The 19,758-nt window shown below is 59.4% G+C and carries 23 protein-coding genes; 18 read left to right on the forward strand and 5 right to left on the reverse strand.

Going from position 1 to position 19,758, the window contains the following annotated elements; translation table 11 throughout:
- Positions 1 to 61 precede the first annotated feature (61 nt).
- Positions 62 to 736 (forward strand): RHS repeat domain-containing protein, encoded by a 675-nt coding sequence (locus tag GHK62_RS07640; RefSeq protein WP_167528180.1) that lies wholly within the window; start codon positions 62 to 64, stop codon positions 734 to 736.
- 81 nt (positions 737 to 817) lie between these two features.
- Here the strand turns inward: GHK62_RS07640 and GHK62_RS07645 are convergent, their stop codons facing one another.
- Positions 818 to 1,006 (reverse strand): hypothetical protein, encoded by a 189-nt coding sequence (locus GHK62_RS07645; protein ID WP_153437783.1) that lies wholly within the window; start codon positions 1,004 to 1,006, stop codon positions 818 to 820.
- A gap of 235 nt (positions 1,007 to 1,241) precedes the next feature.
- On the opposite strand from GHK62_RS07645, the gene GHK62_RS07650 reads away from it, so the two are divergent.
- The 17 genes from GHK62_RS07650 (at position 1,242) to GHK62_RS07720 (ending at position 12,996) form a co-directional block, all read left to right on the forward strand.
- Positions 1,242 to 1,508, forward strand: a complete 267-nt coding sequence (locus tag GHK62_RS07650; RefSeq protein WP_153437784.1) for a hypothetical protein — start codon at positions 1,242 to 1,244, stop codon at positions 1,506 to 1,508.
- Positions 1,509 to 1,602: 94 nt separating this feature from the next.
- Positions 1,603 to 2,352 carry a hypothetical protein gene (locus GHK62_RS34150; protein WP_234886818.1) on the forward strand — a complete coding sequence of 250 codons (750 nt, stop codon included), beginning with the start codon at positions 1,603 to 1,605 and terminating at the stop codon, positions 2,350 to 2,352.
- Between the two features lie 5 nt (positions 2,353 to 2,357).
- Complete coding sequence (locus GHK62_RS07655; protein WP_234886819.1) at positions 2,358 to 3,719, forward strand: secretin N-terminal domain-containing protein; 1,362 nt, start codon at positions 2,358 to 2,360, stop codon at positions 3,717 to 3,719.
- 9 nt (positions 3,720 to 3,728) lie between these two features.
- On the forward strand, positions 3,729 to 4,202 hold the full coding sequence (locus GHK62_RS07660; protein ID WP_153437786.1) for a prepilin peptidase: 474 nt from the start codon (positions 3,729 to 3,731) through the stop codon (positions 4,200 to 4,202).
- A 1-nt stretch (position 4,203) separates the two neighbouring features.
- The gene (gene gspG / locus GHK62_RS07665) at positions 4,204 to 4,674 is read left to right on the forward strand and encodes a type II secretion system major pseudopilin GspG (protein WP_153437788.1); all 471 of its coding nucleotides are present in this window, start codon (positions 4,204 to 4,206) and stop codon (positions 4,672 to 4,674) included.
- Positions 4,661 to 5,722 carry a PilN domain-containing protein gene (locus GHK62_RS07670; protein WP_184108716.1) on the forward strand — a complete coding sequence of 354 codons (1,062 nt, stop codon included), beginning with the start codon at positions 4,661 to 4,663 and terminating at the stop codon, positions 5,720 to 5,722. Before gspG ends, GHK62_RS07670 begins: the two co-directional genes overlap by 14 nt.
- Entirely contained in the window at positions 5,722 to 6,312 is a 591-nt protein-coding gene (gene gspM / locus GHK62_RS07675) for a type II secretion system protein GspM (RefSeq protein WP_167528181.1), read from the forward strand. The genes GHK62_RS07670 and gspM overlap by 1 nt, the downstream gene beginning before the upstream one ends.
- 23 nt (positions 6,313 to 6,335) lie before the next feature.
- Positions 6,336 to 6,851: a hypothetical protein gene (locus tag GHK62_RS07680; protein ID WP_153437796.1), complete on the forward strand. Its 516-nt coding sequence runs from the start codon at positions 6,336 to 6,338 to the stop codon at positions 6,849 to 6,851.
- The gene (locus GHK62_RS07685; RefSeq protein WP_153437799.1) at positions 6,848 to 7,717 is read left to right on the forward strand and encodes a general secretion pathway protein GspK; all 870 of its coding nucleotides are present in this window, start codon (positions 6,848 to 6,850) and stop codon (positions 7,715 to 7,717) included. Before GHK62_RS07680 ends, GHK62_RS07685 begins: the two co-directional genes overlap by 4 nt.
- Entirely contained in the window at positions 7,714 to 9,354 is a 1,641-nt protein-coding gene (locus GHK62_RS07690; protein WP_153437801.1) for a GspE/PulE family protein, read from the forward strand. The genes GHK62_RS07685 and GHK62_RS07690 overlap by 4 nt, the downstream gene beginning before the upstream one ends.
- Entirely contained in the window at positions 9,351 to 10,358 is a 1,008-nt protein-coding gene (locus tag GHK62_RS07695; protein ID WP_234886820.1) for a type II secretion system F family protein, read from the forward strand. The genes GHK62_RS07690 and GHK62_RS07695 overlap by 4 nt, the downstream gene beginning before the upstream one ends.
- Positions 10,265 to 10,564 (forward strand): type II secretion system F family protein, encoded by a 300-nt coding sequence (locus GHK62_RS34155; RefSeq protein WP_234886821.1) that lies wholly within the window; start codon positions 10,265 to 10,267, stop codon positions 10,562 to 10,564. The genes GHK62_RS07695 and GHK62_RS34155 overlap by 94 nt, the downstream gene beginning before the upstream one ends.
- Positions 10,561 to 11,040, forward strand: a complete 480-nt coding sequence (locus tag GHK62_RS07700) for a prepilin-type N-terminal cleavage/methylation domain-containing protein (protein ID WP_153437803.1) — start codon at positions 10,561 to 10,563, stop codon at positions 11,038 to 11,040. Before GHK62_RS34155 ends, GHK62_RS07700 begins: the two co-directional genes overlap by 4 nt.
- Entirely contained in the window at positions 11,033 to 11,422 is a 390-nt protein-coding gene (locus GHK62_RS07705) for a type IV pilus modification PilV family protein (RefSeq protein ID WP_167528182.1), read from the forward strand. Before GHK62_RS07700 ends, GHK62_RS07705 begins: the two co-directional genes overlap by 8 nt.
- The gene (locus GHK62_RS07710) at positions 11,409 to 12,077 is read left to right on the forward strand and encodes a PulJ/GspJ family protein (protein WP_153437806.1); all 669 of its coding nucleotides are present in this window, start codon (positions 11,409 to 11,411) and stop codon (positions 12,075 to 12,077) included. Before GHK62_RS07705 ends, GHK62_RS07710 begins: the two co-directional genes overlap by 14 nt.
- 224 nt (positions 12,078 to 12,301) lie before the next feature.
- Positions 12,302 to 12,553 carry a type II toxin-antitoxin system Phd/YefM family antitoxin gene (locus GHK62_RS07715; protein WP_153437808.1) on the forward strand — a complete coding sequence of 84 codons (252 nt, stop codon included), beginning with the start codon at positions 12,302 to 12,304 and terminating at the stop codon, positions 12,551 to 12,553.
- Between the two features lie 2 nt (positions 12,554 to 12,555).
- The gene (locus tag GHK62_RS07720) at positions 12,556 to 12,996 is read left to right on the forward strand and encodes a PIN domain-containing protein (protein ID WP_153437810.1); all 441 of its coding nucleotides are present in this window, start codon (positions 12,556 to 12,558) and stop codon (positions 12,994 to 12,996) included.
- A gap of 80 nt (positions 12,997 to 13,076) precedes the next feature.
- Here GHK62_RS07720 and GHK62_RS07725 read toward each other — a convergent pair whose 3' ends face one another.
- The 4 genes from GHK62_RS07725 to GHK62_RS07740 form a co-directional block, all read right to left on the reverse strand.
- Positions 13,077 to 14,648: a Fic family protein gene (locus GHK62_RS07725; protein WP_153437813.1), complete on the reverse strand. Its 1,572-nt coding sequence runs from the start codon at positions 14,646 to 14,648 to the stop codon at positions 13,077 to 13,079.
- Between the two features lie 647 nt (positions 14,649 to 15,295).
- Positions 15,296 to 18,313, reverse strand: a complete 3,018-nt coding sequence (locus GHK62_RS07730) for an AsmA family protein (protein WP_153437815.1) — start codon at positions 18,311 to 18,313, stop codon at positions 15,296 to 15,298.
- A gap of 689 nt (positions 18,314 to 19,002) precedes the next feature.
- Complete coding sequence (locus GHK62_RS07735; RefSeq protein ID WP_153437817.1) at positions 19,003 to 19,332, reverse strand: type II toxin-antitoxin system PemK/MazF family toxin; 330 nt, start codon at positions 19,330 to 19,332, stop codon at positions 19,003 to 19,005.
- The gene (locus GHK62_RS07740) at positions 19,322 to 19,579 is read right to left on the reverse strand and encodes a hypothetical protein (protein ID WP_153437819.1); all 258 of its coding nucleotides are present in this window, start codon (positions 19,577 to 19,579) and stop codon (positions 19,322 to 19,324) included. Before GHK62_RS07740 ends, GHK62_RS07735 begins: the two co-directional genes overlap by 11 nt.
- Positions 19,580 to 19,758: the final 179 nt, after the last annotated feature.

Here is a 19,758-nt window from a genome sequence, read left to right on the forward strand (position 1 = left end):
AACCGTGTGTCGCAGGTTGTCAATGCCAGCGGCGCGGCAGTGACGCTCGCCTACGGCATCGATGGCGCGGGCGAAGAAGAGCTGGCCGCTCGGCACGACGCTCTATCTGGACGCGAATGTCGAATGGGATCCGGCGAAGCAGGTGTTCACCCGCTATCCGCACATGGATATCCGCGTCGTCGGCAACACGAAGTATTTCCTGCATCGTGATCATCTCTCCTCGGTTCGGGCCGTCACCGACAACAACGGCGCCGTCATCGAGAGGACCGCCTACGCCGCCTTTGGCGAGGCGACCAACAAGTCGATGACGACGCAGAAGAACTATGTCGGCGAGCGCTTCGACCCGGAAACCGGATTGATGTACCTCAACGCCCGCTACATGGATCCGACCTTCGGCAGGTTCATCTCGCCGGGCGACTGGGATCCGACGCTCGCAGGCGTTGGGACCAACCGCTACGCCTATGCAGGAAATGATCCAATCAACCAGAGCGATCCGAACGGGCATAACGCTGGCATGGGACTTGCCATGCTGGCCGGCTGCGCGTCGGAAAATGGCGATGAGCGCTGGAACGCGCTGATGCAAGGCGTAGGGAAACCAGCAGGTTCCAGCACCTACAGCTATCCGGTGTCGAAGGATCACCGGTGTGCGCGGCTCAAATCCCCCCTGCGCGTGGCTTCGCACAGGTGGGACAAGCAATTTCACCGGGCTGGCGATCTCGTCAGTCTCCGCTGGTAAAGCGGCGGACGGTTCCGAGGACTACACGGTCAATCTCGTCGGTGCGCCGGTGGCCCGGATCGCAAAAAAATTGGGCTACAATTACCTCGTTGAGGTCGGCGGCACGATCACGCTGCAGACGTTGAGCCCGATGCGGGTCAGAGCCTTTTGGATATCCTCGAAGAATCGCTCGCGACCAATGGTGTGGCGGTCGTCAAGAAGGCGGGTCGCCACGAGATCGTGCCGGTTTCGGATCCGCGTCGTCGGTCGGCGGCGAAGTACTTTCGGCACCACGACCTTTCGTCGGTCGGGTCCGTCAACGACGTAAACGCAACGTTGTCGAGAGCACCCGCTACGCCGCTTTTTGCGAACGGCAGGTAAGGGCTGACAAGCCCTCGAACCGAATATTGTCTCGGTTAACCCGTTCGCTCGATCTTTTGGTGTGGAAATCGGGCGCTGCCTCGTTGAGTTGCGATCGATTCCAACCTAGCCATGCTGCGATTATTAGTGGCAGGTGGCATTTTTCATGCGCATTGGCGGATTTCTTGTTTCTTCCATTTTCTTCCTCTCCCTCGTTTCCGCTCTCCGAGCCCAGACAACCGAGGTGCACGTCAATCCGGTCGGTGCCAACGAGGCGGTAAGGCGCATCGAGGCTGGGCAGTCGGAAGTCACCAACAACGGCGTTTTCACCTACAATTATCCGATCGAGATCCCGGCGGATGGCGGTGCGAAGAGCACGCGCATCCTGGGGGAACAGGCGATGGCCCGCGCGTTAGGAGCTCCTGTTCAATAAACCTGTGGAAAGGCTCGATCGTCTCTAATACCCGAATCCTCGCCACTGATTCAGTCCTGTAAGACATTGAAAGCAGAGGTTGAGGGAATTCGGGGTGCGCAGAGTTCGGTTTGTTCTATGCATGGGGCTTGCCATGCTTGCCGGTTGCGCCTCGGAAAACGGCGACGAGCGCTGGAACTCGCTGATGGAAGGTGTTGGAAAACCAAAAGGTTCCAGCGCCTATGGCTATCCTAGTTCAAAGGCGGTCACCGGGGCGCGGACGGCAGGTTCCACGCCCACGGGGTTCGCGCAGGTCGGCACAGGCGACTTCACCGGCCAATCGCTCTCTTCAATCTCCGCTGGCAAAGCGGCGGATGGATCGGATGGCTACACGATCAATCTCGTTGATGCGCCGGTGGCTCAGGCTGCCAAGAAAATTCTCGGCGACATCATGGGCTACAACTACCTCGTCGATCCTAAGGTTGGCGGTACGATCACATTGCAGACGTCGAGCCCGATGTCGCGGCAGAGCTTGCTCGACATCCTCGAAGTCTCGCTTGCGACCAATGGTGCGGCGATCGTCAAGAAGGCCGACCGCTACGAGATCGTGCCGATCTCGGAGGCGACCGCTTCGAACGCGATCATCGGCGCGCGCGTGCCGATGAACGAGCCCGGCATGAAGGTGCAGGTGCTGCAGCTCAACTATATCGGCGCCGACGAGATGCGCGAAATCATCGAGCAGGTGAGCAAGAAGGGTGCGGTGCTCAGGACCGATCCGACGCGCAACTACATCGTCGTCGCGGCAACAATGGCGAGCTTGCTGCCATCCGCGAGGCCATCTCCGTCTTCGACGTCGACTGGATGAAAGGCATGTCGACGGCGCTTTACCCGCTCAAGGCCTCGCAGCCGCAGGAGCTGGTGAGGGAGCTTAATTCCGTCTTCGGTGTCGACGGTGGGCCGAACGCAAAGACGATCCGCTTCATTCCGAACACGAGACTAAACGCTATCCTCGCGATCACCTCGCGGCCGAGCTACCTGCCGAAGGTCTCCGCCTGGATTGCCAAGCTCGACAAGATCGCTGAGACGAATGAGGAGCAGCTCTTCGTCTACGAGATCCAGAACCGCCCGGCGGCAGAGTTGGCAAAGGTACTGCAGAGCGTGCTGGCGACCGGCCAGCCAAGCGGCGGAACCGTCGTCCGACAAAGCGTTGTGGCCCCCGACCTCGTAGCGGAAACTGTTGCCGCGGGTGGAGAGGGGGCTCCGATCGAGATGCCGCCGGAAGCAGCGGTTGCGCCAGCCACTGCACCGGTGAGTTCCATTCCTTCCGTCGTCGCCGACGTTGAGAACAATGCCCTGCTGATCTCGACTACGGCGCGGGAATATCAGCGGATCGAACAGATCCTCCGGCAGCTCGACGTGCTGCCCACGCAGGTGTTCCTCGAGGCGGTGATCGCCGAAGTGACTTTGAACGACGAGCTGAAGTTCGGTCTGCGCTGGTATTTCGAGCACAATAGCAACGCCTTCGGTCTTTCCGATCTTGCCTCGGGCGCGGTAGCGGCAGCATTTCCCGGATTCAACTGGACGCATCTCGCAGGGGACGCGCAAGCCGCACTGCATGCGCTCTCCAGCGTCACAAACGTCAAGGTCATTTCCTCGCCCAACCTGATGGTGATCAACAATCAGCAAGCCAAGCTTCAGGTCGGCGATCAGGTGCCGACGATTACCCAGACGAGCACGAGCACGACGTCGGCCGATGCCGTGATCGTCAACTCCGTCGAGCTCAAGGACACGGGTATCATTCTGGCCGTCACGCCGCGCATTAATAGCTCCGGGCGCGTCATGCTCGACATCCAGCAGGAGGTCAGCAACGTCGTGGAGACGACGACCTCCGGTATCGACTCCCCAACCATTCAGCAGCGAAAGATTTCCACGCGCGTTGTCGTCAATGACGGTGAGAGCTTGGCGCTTGGCGGCTTGATCCAGGAGAAAAAGTCGCTCAATCAAAAGAAGATGCCGGTGCTCGGCGACATTCCGGTGTTCGGCAACGCCTTCAAGTCGAAGGCGGACGGTATCAATCGTACAGAACTGATCATTTTCATCCGGCCACGGATTGTGCGTGACGTTCAGGAGGCCCGTCAGGTGACCGACGAGTTCCGTCAGCAGTTCGATTTCGGGCGCACCGATACGCCGGGCAGACGCATGCAGCGCGACCTCGTCCGCGTCGCCAACTAGGGGAAGGACATGGAGGGTCCAGTCTTCGCCATTCTCCTGGTTCAGCTACTGGTCATCACGCTGATTGATGCCCGCAGGTCGATTATCCCTGATCTTTGTAACGCGGTTCTTGGGCTTACCGGAATCGCAGCGCACTGGCTGCTCGGCAGCTTCGACGCGTTTCGGATTGCATCCGGCGCGATCATTTTTGGAGGCACCTTCGCGCTGGCACGGGCTCTCCATTTCCGCGCTCGCGGTCAGGTTGGGCTGGGCCTCGGCGACGTAAAAATGGCTGCGGCGGCGGGATGCTGGATTGCGGCCGAAAGGTTTCCCCTGTTTCTCGCCGTTGCGAGCTTCAGTGCGCTTCTCTTCGTGCTGGTGATGCTTCCAATCTGGAAGGGCGATCTCGGCACAAGAAGGGTGGCATTCGGACCATTTCTTGCCCTTGGTCTCGTCTTGAGCTGGCTTGCCGAGATGAGCTCTGTTTCCGTCCTGGAGATTTGACATGCTCTTGCCGCCACTCATCCGTAAAGCTCGTCCATCCGATCGGAATTGCGCTCGGCCGAACGAGGAAGGCAACGAAGCAGGATTTACGCTCGTCGAACTGCTCGTCGTGCTGGCGATCATCGGCCTGACGACGGCGTTTGTTGCGCCACGAGTTCTGAACTATCTCGGCACCGCCAAGGCCGACAGCGCCAAGATCCAGATCCGAAACCTAGAAAGCTCGCTCGAACTCTACTTTCTCGACCTCGGCCAATATCCAACGACTGAAGAGGGCTTGGCCGCGCTCTCGAGTGCGCCGCAAAATGCCAAGAGTTGGAATGGCCCCTACCTGAAGAATGCCGCTGATCTGAAAGATCCTTGGGGTAACGTCTATCGTTATCAGGCGCCTGAGGGCGACCAGTCGTTCGTCGTCAGTTCTTTTGGGCGCGACGGTAAGCCCGGAGGAGAGGGGGAGGATCGTGACCTTCCGTGAGCTCGCCCCGTCCCTCCACGCCTTCACGCTCGGTCTCAAGGATTTCCTGATCTGGTGGCGGAGCGAACTGCGCCACGCGCTCCCGCCCTTCCTGGCATCTCGGATGCGGGCGCGAACTCCGGCCGTGACGGTGCTTAGTGTTGCGCGGGAGGGCTGCAGGCTGGGGGACGATCCCGACCTGATACCCCTCGCGGATTTGGGGGAACGGTTGCGGGCGCTTCAGGCGGGTGGCGCTATGCGAACGGCCGGTATCCGGGTCCACCTCGCGCCCGACCGTTGTCTTCGCCGCGTCGTTTCCCCTCGACGCCTGCCGATCTCGGCACTCAGGAAAGCGGCTGAGCTCGAGGTCGAGACCCAGACACCGTTCGACAAAAGCGACGTCCAGATTCTCGTGCCCGCACACCTGGGCGCCGCCTCGGCCTATTACCTCGTGCGCAACGGCATCCTTGCCGAGATGCAGCACCAGTTGCGGACGGCGAACCTTCAGGTGAGGGAGCTTTCAACCGCGGGCAAGAACGGCGCGCTTGACCCGCTGGTGATCAGCGGTACGCCGCTTCGGGTCGCGCGGCGCTTTAAAGCGCAGAAGGCCCTTGTTGCAGGGATGGCAGCGGTGACCGTTGCCCTTCTCGTTCTTTCCTGGGATCAGCTCCATTCAAAGGCATCGGCCGCAAACGGTCACCTCGATGGGGAAATTACGCGCGCCGAAGTCGAAGCGCGAAAGGCCCGTCGCGCCTATGATGCGTATGTGGCAAGGATTTCCCAAGTCGAAGCACTGAAGTCGCAAAGCCTCGCCGGCCCGCGTGCGACGGTGATGTGGGAAGAGCTGAGCAGGATCGTTCCGGACGCAAGCTATCTCACCAATCTCACCGTGAAGGACGACCGCGTTGAGATATCGGGCTTTTCGAAGGCATCGTCCGAACTCATCCCTCTTATCGAAGCCAGCGATCTCTTCGAATCGGCGCAGTTTGTCTCACCGGTGGTGAAGGTGCCGGGGTTCGAGGGCGATCGTTTCACAATTTCCTTCAGCCAGGGCGGAGCGAAGCGCTGATGCTGAAGCTCGTCAACGCTCCGCGAAGGGCCCAGCGCGCGATCGCGTTGCTCCTGCTTGTTATATTCGTTGTAGCCGTTGTTGGTAGCGCCGCCATTGCATTCAATGGTGTCTGCCGCAGCTTGTCCGAGATCGAAGACAAGCGACGGCTCCTGGGACGGCTTGATGCGATCCGGTCGGCAGCTGCGATCTTCCTCAAGGCCAATCCGACGCCGCCCCTCGGCGGCAACCAACTGTTCCTGGAAGGCGAAAACGAGGCAGTCATAACCGCGGGCCTGCAGGGCTGGCTACAGGAGCAAGCGGCAACAGCGGGAGCCGTGATCAATTCGGTCAGCAATGTTCGCATGAACGGCGAGAATGGCATCACCTTGCTGGGTCTGCGCGCCAATCTCTCAGGTTCCTTGGAAGCGGTCCACGAGATCGTTGCGGCCATAGAGGCCAGCCAGCCGAGGCTGTTCATCAAGGAGATGGACCTCCAGTCGAACTACCAGGAGATCTATGGGCTCGACACGGCTCCCACGCTGAGCGCGACGATCCTGATGCTAGGCGCAACTGAAGGCAACGGACAAGCCGAAGGGGGCGACCCGTGAGACGGAGCTTTCTGGTCGGTTGGATGATCGCCGGCACCTTCAGTGCGGTCCTTTGCTCATGGGCGTACCGGCTGGAGTTGGATCAATCCGCTTTGCCTTACGACTTCGCGTTCGAAAAGCCGAAGAAAGGGACCGAAGTCGCCATGGCAGCCGGCGACAGAGGCGAAATCGCCGACGCGATCCAATTCCAGCTTCGCCCGCTTTTCTCGCCTTCGAGGAGGCCAGTGCAGATTGGGGACCCCGAGCCAGCGCCTGTACCAGAAGAAGTCGACGCGGCACCGACGGCTCCTGTGGCGGTGTCGGCGAGGCTGAAATTGCTTGGAACCGAGAGGGCCCGCGGCAGCGGCACGGCGCTCATCCTCGACGAAGATTCCGGGATGAGCAACTGGGTGGCCGCCGGCGGAGCCATTGGTGGCTGGCGGGTGCTCGAAGTTCGCGCCGATACGGTCCTCCTTGCAAGCGACGGGTCGGCTGCGCTGCCGGAGACAGAGCCCAACCTCACGCTCACGCTCTACCCGGAGCAGGCAGGAGGCCCATGAAAAGCCTTCTTGCATCCCTTCGCGACCGCGACGGCGGTTTCGGCCTGATATCTGCACTCCTGTTCATGCTGCTAATCTCGGCTGCCATAACACCGCTGGCGATTGCCGGACGCGTGCAGGTGCTTTCGACTGCTTACACTCATGAACGCCGGGAGTTCGAGATTCTGGCGGACGGCCTCACGCGTACGATTTACGCTCTCAATCGACACGAGAATGCGCCGTTGCGCTGGCAGCGATGCGAAACCGAGCGCTACGTCTTCTACGTGGATATTCAGGACCAGAGCGGCCTCGTCGATTTGAACAGTGCGAGCCCGCAATTGCTGCAGTTTGGGTTCCGCGCCCTTGGCCTCAACGAGACCGATGCGCTCACGGCCGCGACGCTCGCGGAGCGATATCGAAGTCCGGGTGGAGGTGACGCGGACGATATCAGTGGCTCTCCCGTGGATCTCAAGCATGCGCCATTCGAAGACGTGACCGAGCTTGCCGACTTGATCGACGCGGAGAAGATATCGATGAGCCAGCCTCAGCGCATCTTCACCGTCTTCAACAAGACCGACACCGTGGCACTGCGCCATGTCGGCGGCCATCTGCGCCGCATCATCGAGGAAGGCCGAGGCTTGGAGTTTCTCGCGGACGGCGCGGGCCATTCGTCCGTGTCGGAAGTCAGCATCGTGCGCTTCAGAAAGGGTCGCCCAAGCGGCTTCCTGTTCCAGGCAATGATGGAGCGTGCGGCGGAGGAGGGCGAGCGTGCGCGGATGTTGCGGCGTACCGTCAGCGTGATGGAGGAAGGGGATACCGCCATTCCAACGGAGACCGGCCCATGTCGCGGCGTGGCCGAGCTGCTGACACGGAGCTACGATCAATGAACGGCTCCTCAGACGGCTCAATCCCGGTGTTCATCACGTTTCTGCAGGACAAGGGCCGGTGGTCCGCTGAGGCTGCACGGCGCGTTCGGGTGGCGCTCAGCACCTCCTATCTGCCCTTCGACGTCGTGGTCACGGAACTGGGCATATCACGGGACGAGGACCTTGCGGAATGGCTCAGCGACTACCTTGCGGTTCCGCGGGTGCCAATGCCTGAGACCGAAGTGCTGTCGAAAAGCTGCGAAGGCTTCGATCTCGCTTTTGGCCGCGCGCACGCGGCGATGCCGATTGGGACCGAGGGCGGGGACCAAGTCCTCGCATTGGCGAACCCGCTGGATGATGCAGCGGTGGCGCTGCTCGAATATTATTTCGATACGAAGCTGCAGATAAGGGTCTTCTCGCGACGGGAAATCGCCTCCGCCATAGACTCTCTTGCAGCACTCGGAAGCAGCCGCCCCACCGATATTCCGTCTAATGGCCAGCAAGCGTTCGAAGAAGACGTGGACCGGCTGCGTGACATTGCATTGGAAGCGCCGATCATCAATCTGGTATCGACCATTGCGCAGAACGGCTTCGATAGCGGGGCGACGGACATTCACATCGAACCATTCCAGGATCGCGTCCGGGTGAGGTATCGCCGAGACGGGCTCCTCTCCAACAGCGAGTTCGTTCCGAAGTCGGCGCTTGCGGGGATCGCGACCCGCATCAAGATTCTTGCGAGCCTGAACATCGTCGAACGCCGGCTGCCCCAGGACGGGCGCATGCGGCTCGCGCTGAGGGGAAAAGAAGTCGATTTCCGCGTTTCGATCATTCCGAGCGTACACGGCGAAACCATCGTCCTGCGCCTTTTGCACGCCCAGGTTCCATCGCTCGACCTGTCGGATCTCGGTTTCGATCCATCGGCGCGCGAGGCGATTGCTGATCTTGCCCAGTCTCCGAACGGCGTGTTGATTGTCACCGGACCGACTGGAAGCGGCAAGACTACGACGCTCTATTCGCTGGTGAGGCAGCTCAACCGAGAAGGCGTGAAGATCTTCACGATCGAGGATCCGGTTGAATACCAGATGGAAGGCATCACGCAGCTCCAGGTCAATCCGGCGATCGAGCTCACCTTTGCTCGCGCGCTGCGATCGGTCCTTCGGCAAGATCCGGACGTCATCCTGGTGGGCGAGATCCGTGACCGCGAGACTGCTCAGATCGCCATTCAGGCGGCGCTCACCGGTCACCTGGTCCTGACAACGCTGCATACGAACAATGCCGCCGGCGCGGTCACCAGATTACGGGACATGGGCGTCGAGGAATATTTGATCTCGGCGACCCTGCGCGGCGTAATTGCGCAGCGCCTCGTTCGCGTTCTTTGTTCCTGTGCCCAAGATGACAGCGAGGGTCGTATGGGGACTACATGTCAAATCTGCAGCGGACAGCGGTATTCCGGTCGGCGCGCAGTCTACGAGATCCTGCGGATGCGGCCGGCGCTTGCCGCGGTCTTGGAAGGAGGCGCCTCCGAGTCCGACATCGGGGCCCGAGCGGTTGCTGATGGCATGATTACAATTGAAGCCTGTGCGGAGCGTCTGGTCCGTGACGGAGTGACGGACCGGAAGGAAGTCGCGCGCGTTCTCAACACGTCGGATGCCTCATGACTACGTTCGTTTACCGTGGCTACACCGGCGACGGAGCCGAGACATCAGGAACAGTGGATGCGGTCGACAAGCAGGAAGCGATGCGTCTTGTCTTGAAGAGCGGTTGCCGGCCACTGTCACTCGAGGTCGCGGCAGCGAGAACCCATTTTCTCCGTCGAGACTGGTCGCTTCAGCGGGCCTTTCAATCCATCGATTTCGGTCGATTCTTCTCCGAGTTGCAGATCTTGCTGGAGGCAGGCTTCACGATCGATGCAGCGCTCAAGGCTGTGGCCGAGGACCGCCGAATAGCGCCCGGCCATGACGAACTCTCAAAACTCCTTGCAGCGGTAATGTCGGGTGGCTCGTTTTCCGAGGCATTTGCCCGCCTGCCGAAGGCCCCACCTGAAGCCGTGGCCCTGCTTCTGAGTGGCGAACAGACGGGCCGTCTCGATCAAGTCGTTGCATCTCTCGCCAAGACCTTCGAGGAGCAAAAGGCGCGCCGCGCCGAGGCCATCGAAACGCTTCTATATCCCGCCTTTCTGTTCGCCGTCATGCTGTTTGCCATCGGCATTATCATGTTCGTTCTGGTGCCAGCGATCGAGCCCGTGTTCGAGGGTGCCGAAGCCGCGCGGCCGATGCTGATCTCTGTCTTTTCTTCAGGCCGGCGTCTTCTTGTCGACTGGTCCTGGCTGATACTGCTGGTGCTCGTTTTCGCGCTCGCCGCGACTGTAGGAGGCCAGACGACTTCCGCCGGCCGCCACGCCCTTTCCCGCGCTCTGCTGCAAATGCCGATACTCGGAAAGATGGCTCGTACTGAAGCCATCGCGCGCTATCTGCAGGTCTTGGCGACTCTGACGGCAAATGGCGTTGGCGCAAAAAAGCACTGGATCTCGCCGCCCATGCTTGCCCGCTTGTCGCCTACAGAGATCGGTTGCTGGAGATCAGGGATCGGGTTGTCGGCGGAACCTCATTGCGGCAGGCCATTGAGGCTGCGGATCTGTTCGATCGATCGACCTTGTCGCTGATCAAGGTCGGCGATGAATCAAACAAGCTCCCCGATGCGCTGAAGCGTGCAGCGTTCCTGTTGGAACGGAAGGAAAGAGAGGCGCGGCGCCGCCTGTTCGCGGTGCTGGCGCCAGTGTTGACGATTGCAATGGGTGCCCTTATCGGAGGGGTGGTTATTTCGGTGATGACCGCGCTGCTCAGCATCAACAATCTGGCTGCGCAATGAGAGACTGGGACGCTCAGCTTCGACGAGCAACGGCCGGTTTTACACTGGTCGAGATGCTTGTGGTCCTTGCGGTGGTGGCCGCAGCCACCGGGATCTCGTTCCTCGGCGTTCGAGTCATACGCGCGGTAAACTCCCCCGAGGCTGTCGCTCACAAGATCGGCGACAGCTTGGCTGCGCTGCGTTACCGCGCGCTCAACACGGGACGAGCGCAGTCGGCACGCTTCGATGTTCAACAAAAGAAGGTGATTGTCGCCGCAGACGGCTCCGAGATAAACGTGCCGGCCGAATATTCCATTGTCGTGACCGCTGGAAGAGAGGCGGATGAGGATGACAGGGAGCCCGAGATCACCTTTCTACCGGACGGCTCTTCTTCCGGCGTTGAAATCAGCATTTCGGACGTATTGCGAAATGACGCCAAGCTGCGCGTCAACTGGCTGACCGGTCTTGTCGAATATCCCGAGGATGCACATGATTGATCGGGATGAGGGCTTCACTCTCCTCGAAATGCTGATCGCCTTCCTGATCCTGTCGACCGCTCTCGTGGTCGCAAATCAGAGTATCTCTTCGTCGGTAAAAGCATTCTCCACGACCAAAGACATCAGAGCGACGGACCGATTGGCAAGCGAGATCTTCATTGGGCATCTCGATGATGGAGGAGCCGTGATTGGCGAAGAGATCGGCCGATCCTCTGAAGGGTACGCGTGGCGAATAGGCCGAATGCCGGCTTCTGGAGCAGCAAGCGGTAGGGAGGCCTTGCGCGCGTCAGTCAGCGTGTATAACCCGCAGGGGAAGCTCGTCCGCACTTATGTGACCTATTTCGTAGCGCCGAATGACGAGCAGGGTAATGTCGATCACTGATGCTTCGGTCGTTGCCGCTTCCAGGCTAAACGGCTCGTGCGTGCCTCCAACCCCGCTGAGTTCAGCTTCGCAGTGCGGATACACCCTTGTGGAGGTACTTGTAGTCCTGGCCATCGCCTCGATCATGGCCGCCATGATGATCGGCGGCGTACGACAGCTGCAGGGTTTGCTACATCAGGGAGAAAGGTCTGCGACGCAGTCTATAGTGGACGCGGTCGCCGATCGTGTGGCCGACGATTTGGCAGGCGCATTGGAACTTCCGTTGCTGGGGTCCGCTTCCGACCAGCCTGCCGCAATGGTGGGCTCGCCTCATGAAGTTCGGTTCAACGCCGTTGTCCGCACCGGCTTCCGCAAACGGGCGCTTCGAGAGGTCGTTTTCAGCGTTGAAGCGCTCCAACGGACGCTCGTCCGCACCTCGCTACCGCGCCGGTTGGGCGAGGCTGAACGCACCCGTAGAACAGAAAAGCATGTGCTGCACCCTGATATAACCGAGATCACGTTTCGGTACATGACGAGGGAAACCAACGGCAAACCCGCTTGGTTGGATGACTGGAGCGGCCGGACTTTCTTGCCGATTGCGGTTCAATTCCAAATCGAGTTATCCGCAAGGGGCGAACAGATTAAAGCCTCCAGAACAGTCGGCATGCTAAGGTGAAGTGTAACGCGAATTTCCCCGCAACGCGCTTCGCGCCGGATCGCACCTCTCCGTACAGGACGCCGGTCCCCACGTCGGCCAGCATATATCCGGCGTGGCTCGCTCGGATAGCGGTTTCGACTGGACGCAAGCGGGGGCTTGGCTTGTGATTAAAATCCAGCCCTCGCTTGGTTCAGGGCAGCGGAATCATATATGACTACCGGTGGTCATATATGAGAAATGCCATGAAAGAAATCCAGCTCAAGGACGCCAAGGCGACGCTCTCGGCCGTGGTCGATCGGGCCGTGGCCGGCGAGCCGACTGTCATCACCCGCCATGGCCGCAAGGAGGCTGTGCTGGTTTCCTTCGAGGAATGGGAGCGGGTTTCCAGGGTGCCGGACTTTGCCGACCTGCTGTTGGCCTTTCCCGGCGAGCCGGCAGATATTCCTGAACGGTCGCGTAAGTCCGCCCGAGCATTGCGCGAAAACGGTGTCTGACCTTGTATCTTCTGGACACCAACATCGTGTCGGCCGAGTCGACCACCAAGCGCCAGGTCGGCGTCGAGGCATTTGCGGCTTGGGTGCGCGCGCACAGCGACCGGCTCTATCTTTCGGCCATCACCATCGCGGAGATCGAGGCGGGCATCGCCCGCGCCGTCAAAATCGGGGCGACGACGAAGGCGGAGAACCTGCGCCGCTGGCTCGCAGCAATAGAACATTTTTATGCCGGTCGGATCCTGTCGTTCGGCGTCGAGGAAGCGAGACATGCCGGCCTGATCCTCGACCGGGCGCGTGCTCACGATCCCGGCTTTGAGGATATTGCCATTGCCGCCACTGCCGCCGCGCATGACCTCACCGTTCTGACGGCCAGTGAACGCCATTTCGAGCCGCTGGGCGTGCCCCTCACCAATCCCCTGAAGCAGTTGCCGACCATTCAGTAATAGCAGTGCCGGGACTAGCCGACCCGCAGCCTAACTGTGACGATCATCAACCTGAGGTCAACAAACGTTGCTCGTAGACTCTAGTATTTGGCGCTCCAGGCCGATTTTTTCGGGCGCGGGGGAGGGGGAGCCTCCGAAAGTTCTTCGATGAACAGCGCCAGCGGCCGTATGTTCTCATGCTGGCTAGCCTGTTCCAGGCAATCCATATACCGCTCGCGTTGATCCACCGGAACGACCGTCCAAGGCAGACCTGCTTCTGCCATCAGTGCATTCATCAGGAAGCGACCCATGCGCCCGTTCCCATCGGGGAAGGGGTGAATATAGGTGAACAAAAAGGGTGCTACGATTGCCTTAACCCTCGCATCGCACTCGTCGGTAATGCAATCGAACAACGCATCCATCGCGTCAGGGATTGCAGACGGGGGAAGTGGGACGTGAGAGGACCCGCGGAGATAGACGTTGTGGCTTCGATATCCGGCAAGCTTGTAGGCTTCGATGATGCCTGCGGTCACTGACGGCTGGAACATTGCACGGAACCAGTCCTGATGGCGGTGCGAAAGTAATTCGCCTGATGGAATGCCGTCAAGAATTGATCGGATGTCCTGCTTGACCTCTTCGAACGCAAGGCGATAACCCTTTGCGGCCAGAGCGTTGCGCGTCTCATAGTCTCCTGCGTCCCCATCCGGATTCCAGGCATCTGAGCGGACGCGCTCGATGAGTTCCGCTGATACCGAATAACCTTCGATTGACAAAGAGTTAAGGGCGTCGGCAATATACCGCTCCTCGACCTCCTCCATGTATCCGTCGATGTCGTTTATGCGCCTCTCGTCAATGTCGGTGGTTTCTAGCACGTCGACGCGCATCTTGGCCCACATGTTTCGGATTCGTGTGGCGGCGGGGGCGACCGCTTTCCTCTCGTCCAGTATCGCGTGTACCGAATTATTGAAGGGATTCTCCTCTGATACGTTATACCCGGCAGCTCGCATGGACGCGACGATGGCATCGGCATCGCGCTCGCGGCCAAGGTGTCTGAAGGCTCCAGCTATGCGTCCTGCGAGCTTGCTATGGCCACTTGCAAGGAGTGCGCGTGACAGCGAGGCTGATCCACGGATCGAGCCGATCACCGAGATGACGTCGGTCTGTGCGGCGGACCACGTGTTCTTCGCGATGCCGATGAGAGCGTTCTCCTTGCCCATCAGCCGCATACCTTCATGCTCGACGGCAGGTTCCGATTGAGGCACCCTCAGTAAGAACATCGACGTGTTTCCGGGCATGTTGATCACCTGGTTGTTGGCCGCAGGGCTTCGGACGACAACCTGCTGCATCACCGTGCGGTTCTCCGCCCACAGCGCAATTGAAGCCTCTGGCGACAGACACCAGTCTGAACCAAATCGCTCATCGAGGTAGCGTTGCAGGAACTCCCAGTAGACAGTGCTCCAGGCGTTTTCTATCCTCGACTTGTCAGACGGCCGGGAATTTACGGCGAGCCATCCGCGCACGATTTCTTCGAGAAAACCCGTGCTTATTAGACGCTCTCGGTTGCGCCTACTTAGCTCTTCGCTTTTGATGACGCTGCGTGTCCCCGCTTCAGTGACTCCCTTCAGCTCCTCTAAAGAGGCGGCCAGTAGTTCATGGGGGGCATTTCCCGGCATTGGCGTCCTCCTTGTCGCACTAATGTGGCGTCATGCTGCAACACTCATTTAATGTCGCGCTTGCACACTAAATTGATGTAATGCTCTTACACTAATTTGATGTCACGCTGCGACACTAATCTAATGCAACGCTCAGACACTAATTTGATGTCGCCCGAAGAGCAAGGCGACTAGGCAACGGTGACGTTCCTTTTTCAAGGGCAATCTTCGCAATCGCCTGCATTTGCGGGATTTGTAGCGCAGGCGAGGGGAGGGCTGGGGACTGCCCGAGCGGAGCAGCTTGCCGGGGGCAGTCGGGTCCCGGTTCCCGGCCGTTGGCCGGCGCTATGCTGAACCTCCTGCGGCTGCCCTGTTAACCGGTCAAGCTGCGCGCGAACTGGCTACGGCGCTTCAAGCGCCTGCGCCTCGTACGCTCATTGTTACCTTTGCAGCATGAATCCCTTGAGGATTCATGCTGCAGCCCCTGCGCGCCTAAAAGACGCGCGGCGCTATGGGGAGGCTGACTGTGGGCATACGGAGACCTGGCAAGTTTTGGACGGTATACACTTTGCAATCCCGCAACCAGTGCCAGTTGGCCGCACGCAAAGTGGTCGAGGTAGTTGTATCTCGACGTTGCGTTAGGCTTCTGCGCCTCAAGGCGAGGTTTTCTATCTAAGTAACTGATTAAAAATGTTTTCCAGTGCACCACTCGATTCCTGGTCGGACTGTTCCGCACCTTGCTGCGGTTGCTCATTTGCGGGTTGCGGCGGGGCAGGTTCCGGGCCGGCCTGCTGTGCCGGAATTGCCTGGTCGCCCTTTGCCGCATCGCCGGCAATAACCTCTTCGATGGAAAGCTGATGATCTTTTCCTTGCAGCATCTTTTCTACGCCGCCACGGATGAGGTCCTCGACCGGGCGGCCCTTCTTTCCTTTGGAGAGGAGATCGTCAATCCGCAGCTTTTCGGTTGGCAATCCGATTTTCTTCAGTCTCGCCAAAGCGGCGCCAGGATCCTTCAACAATCCCGAGAGATCAGGATATATCCGCGGGTTGGCAAAGCTTCCCTCGACGACGACCGGAACCCCGACGCCGTCGGTCGATATCTCGGCTCCCTGTCCTTTCAGCGAAGCGACGACCCGGGGATCGAGACGAAATTTCAGGGAGCTCTCCGCCAGGTTGGCCGCGCCGGTCCCGGTCATGCGCACGAGCGGCCCGACAAGCTTGATATCTTCGGTTCGCGCAACACCACTCTCAATGGAAAAGGACGCGCCAAGTTCGGTAAACTCGGTCGCTTTGTTTTCGTCCTGTTTGAAGCCGGATGACATGAGGCCGACGAGATTGTTATAGACGTCGGCGATATCGAGGCCGCGGATGGCGCCATCCGAGAAGCGGACATTTGCGGTACCGTGAAGCGAGTTTGCCAATGCCTTGGTCGTTCCGCCCGCGCCCGCAATGTCAAGCTTCGCCTGCAGCGCACCCTCAAGATGCCGGAAGCCTGCCATGTCGGTCAGAAGCGGCGCGGCCGAGGCTCCAGAAATGGACGCCTGCAAGGCAATCGAAGGTTCGGACTGGGAGCCATCGGCCTTCAGGCTTGCAGCAACGTGGCCGCCGTAAAACGGACTTTCGGGAAGGGCGATGCTTGCGACACCATCGGAGACGATGAGGCTCGTTGCAACCGGTCCGGCGAAGACGCGGCCGTATCCGAGTTTTTTCGCGTTCACCTTGATCGATGCGTCGATCGATTGGAGCGCAGAGAGATCCAGCGGAAGATCGGGCTTTGTTGTGTCTCCTTTCGGCTTTTTCGCTTTCGCTTCAGGCGCAGGCGACTGTACGCCGGCAAGGCGTGCGAAATCCAGTTCCTCAAAACTGAGTGCGCTCGCTATCTTCAGTGGCGTCGTGAACTCAACAGACCCGTTCCCGCTCCCTTGCACGCCGTTGACCGACAGGGTGGCGCGCTTAAACGAAACGCCTGTTGGGCCAGCCCTGACGTCACCTTTGAACGCAAGCGGGCCGACGCTTTCCGCCCCGCCCCGGCCAAGCCAGGCAAGGAATGCATCAAGATCAGTCGTTGAGAAATCGAGCTTTCCGACATACTGACTCGGAAGCGCAGCCTTGCCATCGATGGCGAGCGATGCGTCCGGCATGCGCAACTGGAGCTCGAGGGGGACTTCAGTTGCGTTGGGATTATTCTTTGCCAGAAGAACGTCGCGGATGGGGATTTGCAGTTCGACGGCGATGGGCTTGTCCCGCCATGCCAGACTGCCTGTAACGTGCACTGGCTTTTTGAGGTCCTCGATCGTGATTGCGAGCTTCCTTGCCTTCACCTCACGCATGTTTTCATCAGAGATATTCGGCACGACAAAGGTCGCGTCGCGCATGCCAATATTGCCAGTCAGATTGATTGTTTCTCTGAGCGCATCTTCGCTCAGGCCGCGAAAGGCAAAGGCGGTATCTATCGTCAGGGCACCGGACAGTGGGACCGATTGCCCCATCAACGATGCCAGTTTAACGATGTCGAGCCCGTCACTGGATATACGACCCTGGAAGGCCGGCTCGTCGTCGCGAACATCGGTGCTGACATTGGCGGCAAGGCTGCCCGCATCAATACCCAAGTGCGCGAGCCGTGCAGAAAGCTCTCCGTCCTTGAGCTTCGCCACCAGCGAGACGTCCGAGGCCGAGACGTCGCCAAGGGTCATGGTGCCAACGTGAACGCTCATGTCGCTGTCGAAATCAGCCAGAAATCTGAGGCTTGCGGGGGAGGCGGAGTCCGCTGACCCGGCCTTCGGTTGCGAAGAATCCGACATGGCCTCGGCAAATGGGCTCAAATCCAACTGATCCGTATCGAGGTCAGCGAGAACCCGCGGCCGTTTGCCGGGTATGAAGAGCGCGTCGAGGCCAAACGCATGGTCGCCGGCACGCAATTTGCCGCCGCGGATCTGATAACTGCCATTGGCATTGAGCGCCACTTGCCCGGCAGCCTCGAACTCCGCGAAACCGGATGCAGGCACGGGATCTGCTCGGAGAGAGACGCTCATCTCGGTTGGCTGGCGTTGGAGCAGTGACCGCAAAGAGGAAATGGCAAGGGTGGTCTCGTAGCGTCGCTCCTCAATCCGGGCATTCGCCGAAAGGGACAGTTCATCATCGATGCTCGGCGCCGAAAGCGAAAGGTCGACATCAGTCACGGTCTGTTCGGACCCCGCTGCGTCTGTCCGTGCCAACGTGCCGTTGGCGATCGAGATTGAATCGATCGCGCTTCGTTCGAGGAAAGTGGCCAGGTCCGCTAGCGGATCGCCTTGTTTCGCCGGATCGTCGTCACCAGTCTGTGTCGTCGAAGCGCGACCCGCGCCTTCACTGAGCACGATCACGGGCCGATCCAACTTGATCTCTTTTATGTGCAGGCGATCCGACCATAGGGAGGACAGCGACACGGAGCCTGCCACCTCCCCGATTTCGGCGGTGATGCCATGCGTTTCCTCGGAGAGCGTGACGTCTTCCGCTAAAACCGCGAGATGGGGGAAGGCGGAAAGCCTGACAGGACCATTGAGCGAAATTGAACTGCCCGTCGCAGCAGATAGCTGCCTGCCGAGTTCGCCGCGAATCCAGTCGCTTGAAACGAGGCTTGGCAAGACGGCGATGGAAGCGACAGCGAGCGCACCGAGCGCCAGAAGACATAGAAAAAAGCGCCTCATGTGCCCTCCGTCTTTCAAAAGCGGTTGATTCGGTATGGTTTTCCATCAGGCGCCCCTTTGCAAATGTTCCGTGGAGCCGAGTTACTCCCGGCAAGGGGATTTGTCGCGCTGGTGAAATACCCCTTGGTCCTTCAGTGAACGGCGGTATTGTTCGAAGGGAAGCGGCGCCTGTTGCGCTGGCGATGACGGCAAGAAGGCGGGACTTTCACGCATCTCAGATGCAAGAAAGTCCGTGTAAGACCGTTGGTTTTGAGACCATAGACAACGACGTGTCGGCGCTACCGATAAGGGCACAGAGCCTGACAATTGTGCATGATTATCATTGTCGGCTATTGCGACATTGCCACCTACATCATTCGTCGGGTCGTCGTCCGAATGAGATCTTTGCGGGTTGCCACCGGGCTCATCGAAGGCCACTTTTTTCACGCGGCCTTCGGGCGGATGCTCGAGCAAATGCCGTGTGATGGGCTTAGTGGGACGACAGTCCCATCGCCCCACTGCTGGCGTTTTCACCAAGTCCATAAACGCGAACGAACCCTTTGGGCCTGCAATTGCGCACCGTCACGCCAAAGAGATTGAAGCGCGGGCGCTACCCATATGCAGCGCTGATGAATTCGCTGCGACGGAGAGGCCACGTTGTCTCAAAGGCTAATCCCGCCAAGCCAATGCCAGTAACATGCCGTTCGATCCTAATTAAGCCCGATCACTTCGCGAATGGCATCCTCTAGGTTCTTCATGCGGTCCTCATCGAGATGGCCGATTTTCTTACCTAGATTGGACTTTGGAATAGTTACTATCTTGTCCGACATAGCGTAGGTACGCTCGGCAAGTCCGTTTTCGGCAGTTGGATCAATCTCGATGCGAAACCAAGGCGCATCAACCCACTGAGTAGTTGTCGGGATGACGACAACGCTATCCAAAGGAATTTCTTCATTTTGTATGACGATGGCAGGCCTAGGCTTACCCGTGTATGCGCCCTTTGCCGCCATGGTGTAGATCGCGCCGCGCTTAATCGTCATCGCTAATCCCGATGCTATGGGCTTCGATCCAACGCATCACATCTTCTTCGTCTTCCTTGTTCGCCCTGATGTTTGCTGCCTGTCGAGCCATTTCTTTTTGGCGGGCCTTGCGAATATATTGCAGTGCAGCCTCACGCATCGCCTCACTTGGCGTTTGGTGGTTTTGTTCTGCTGCCCTTAGGAATTGCTCTCGCACATCCGGATCTACCCGCGTGCTTGGTAATGTAGCGAAACTTGTGTTTGACATTGTGTGACACCTTCTGTCTTACATTATGTATCACATTGGAACTGCGGCTCGCAAGACTCGCAAGCAAAATAACGTACTACGTGGAACACACTCGAAGAGGCCCATAGCCGTCAGGACGAATACCTGCTGTCCAGACGGCCACAGACATTGAAGCATGTAAGAACGATCACCGGCCCGAG

It is taken from the genome of Sinorhizobium terangae (assembly GCF_009601505.1).
Lineage (GTDB): Bacteria > Pseudomonadota > Alphaproteobacteria > Rhizobiales > Rhizobiaceae > Sinorhizobium > Sinorhizobium terangae.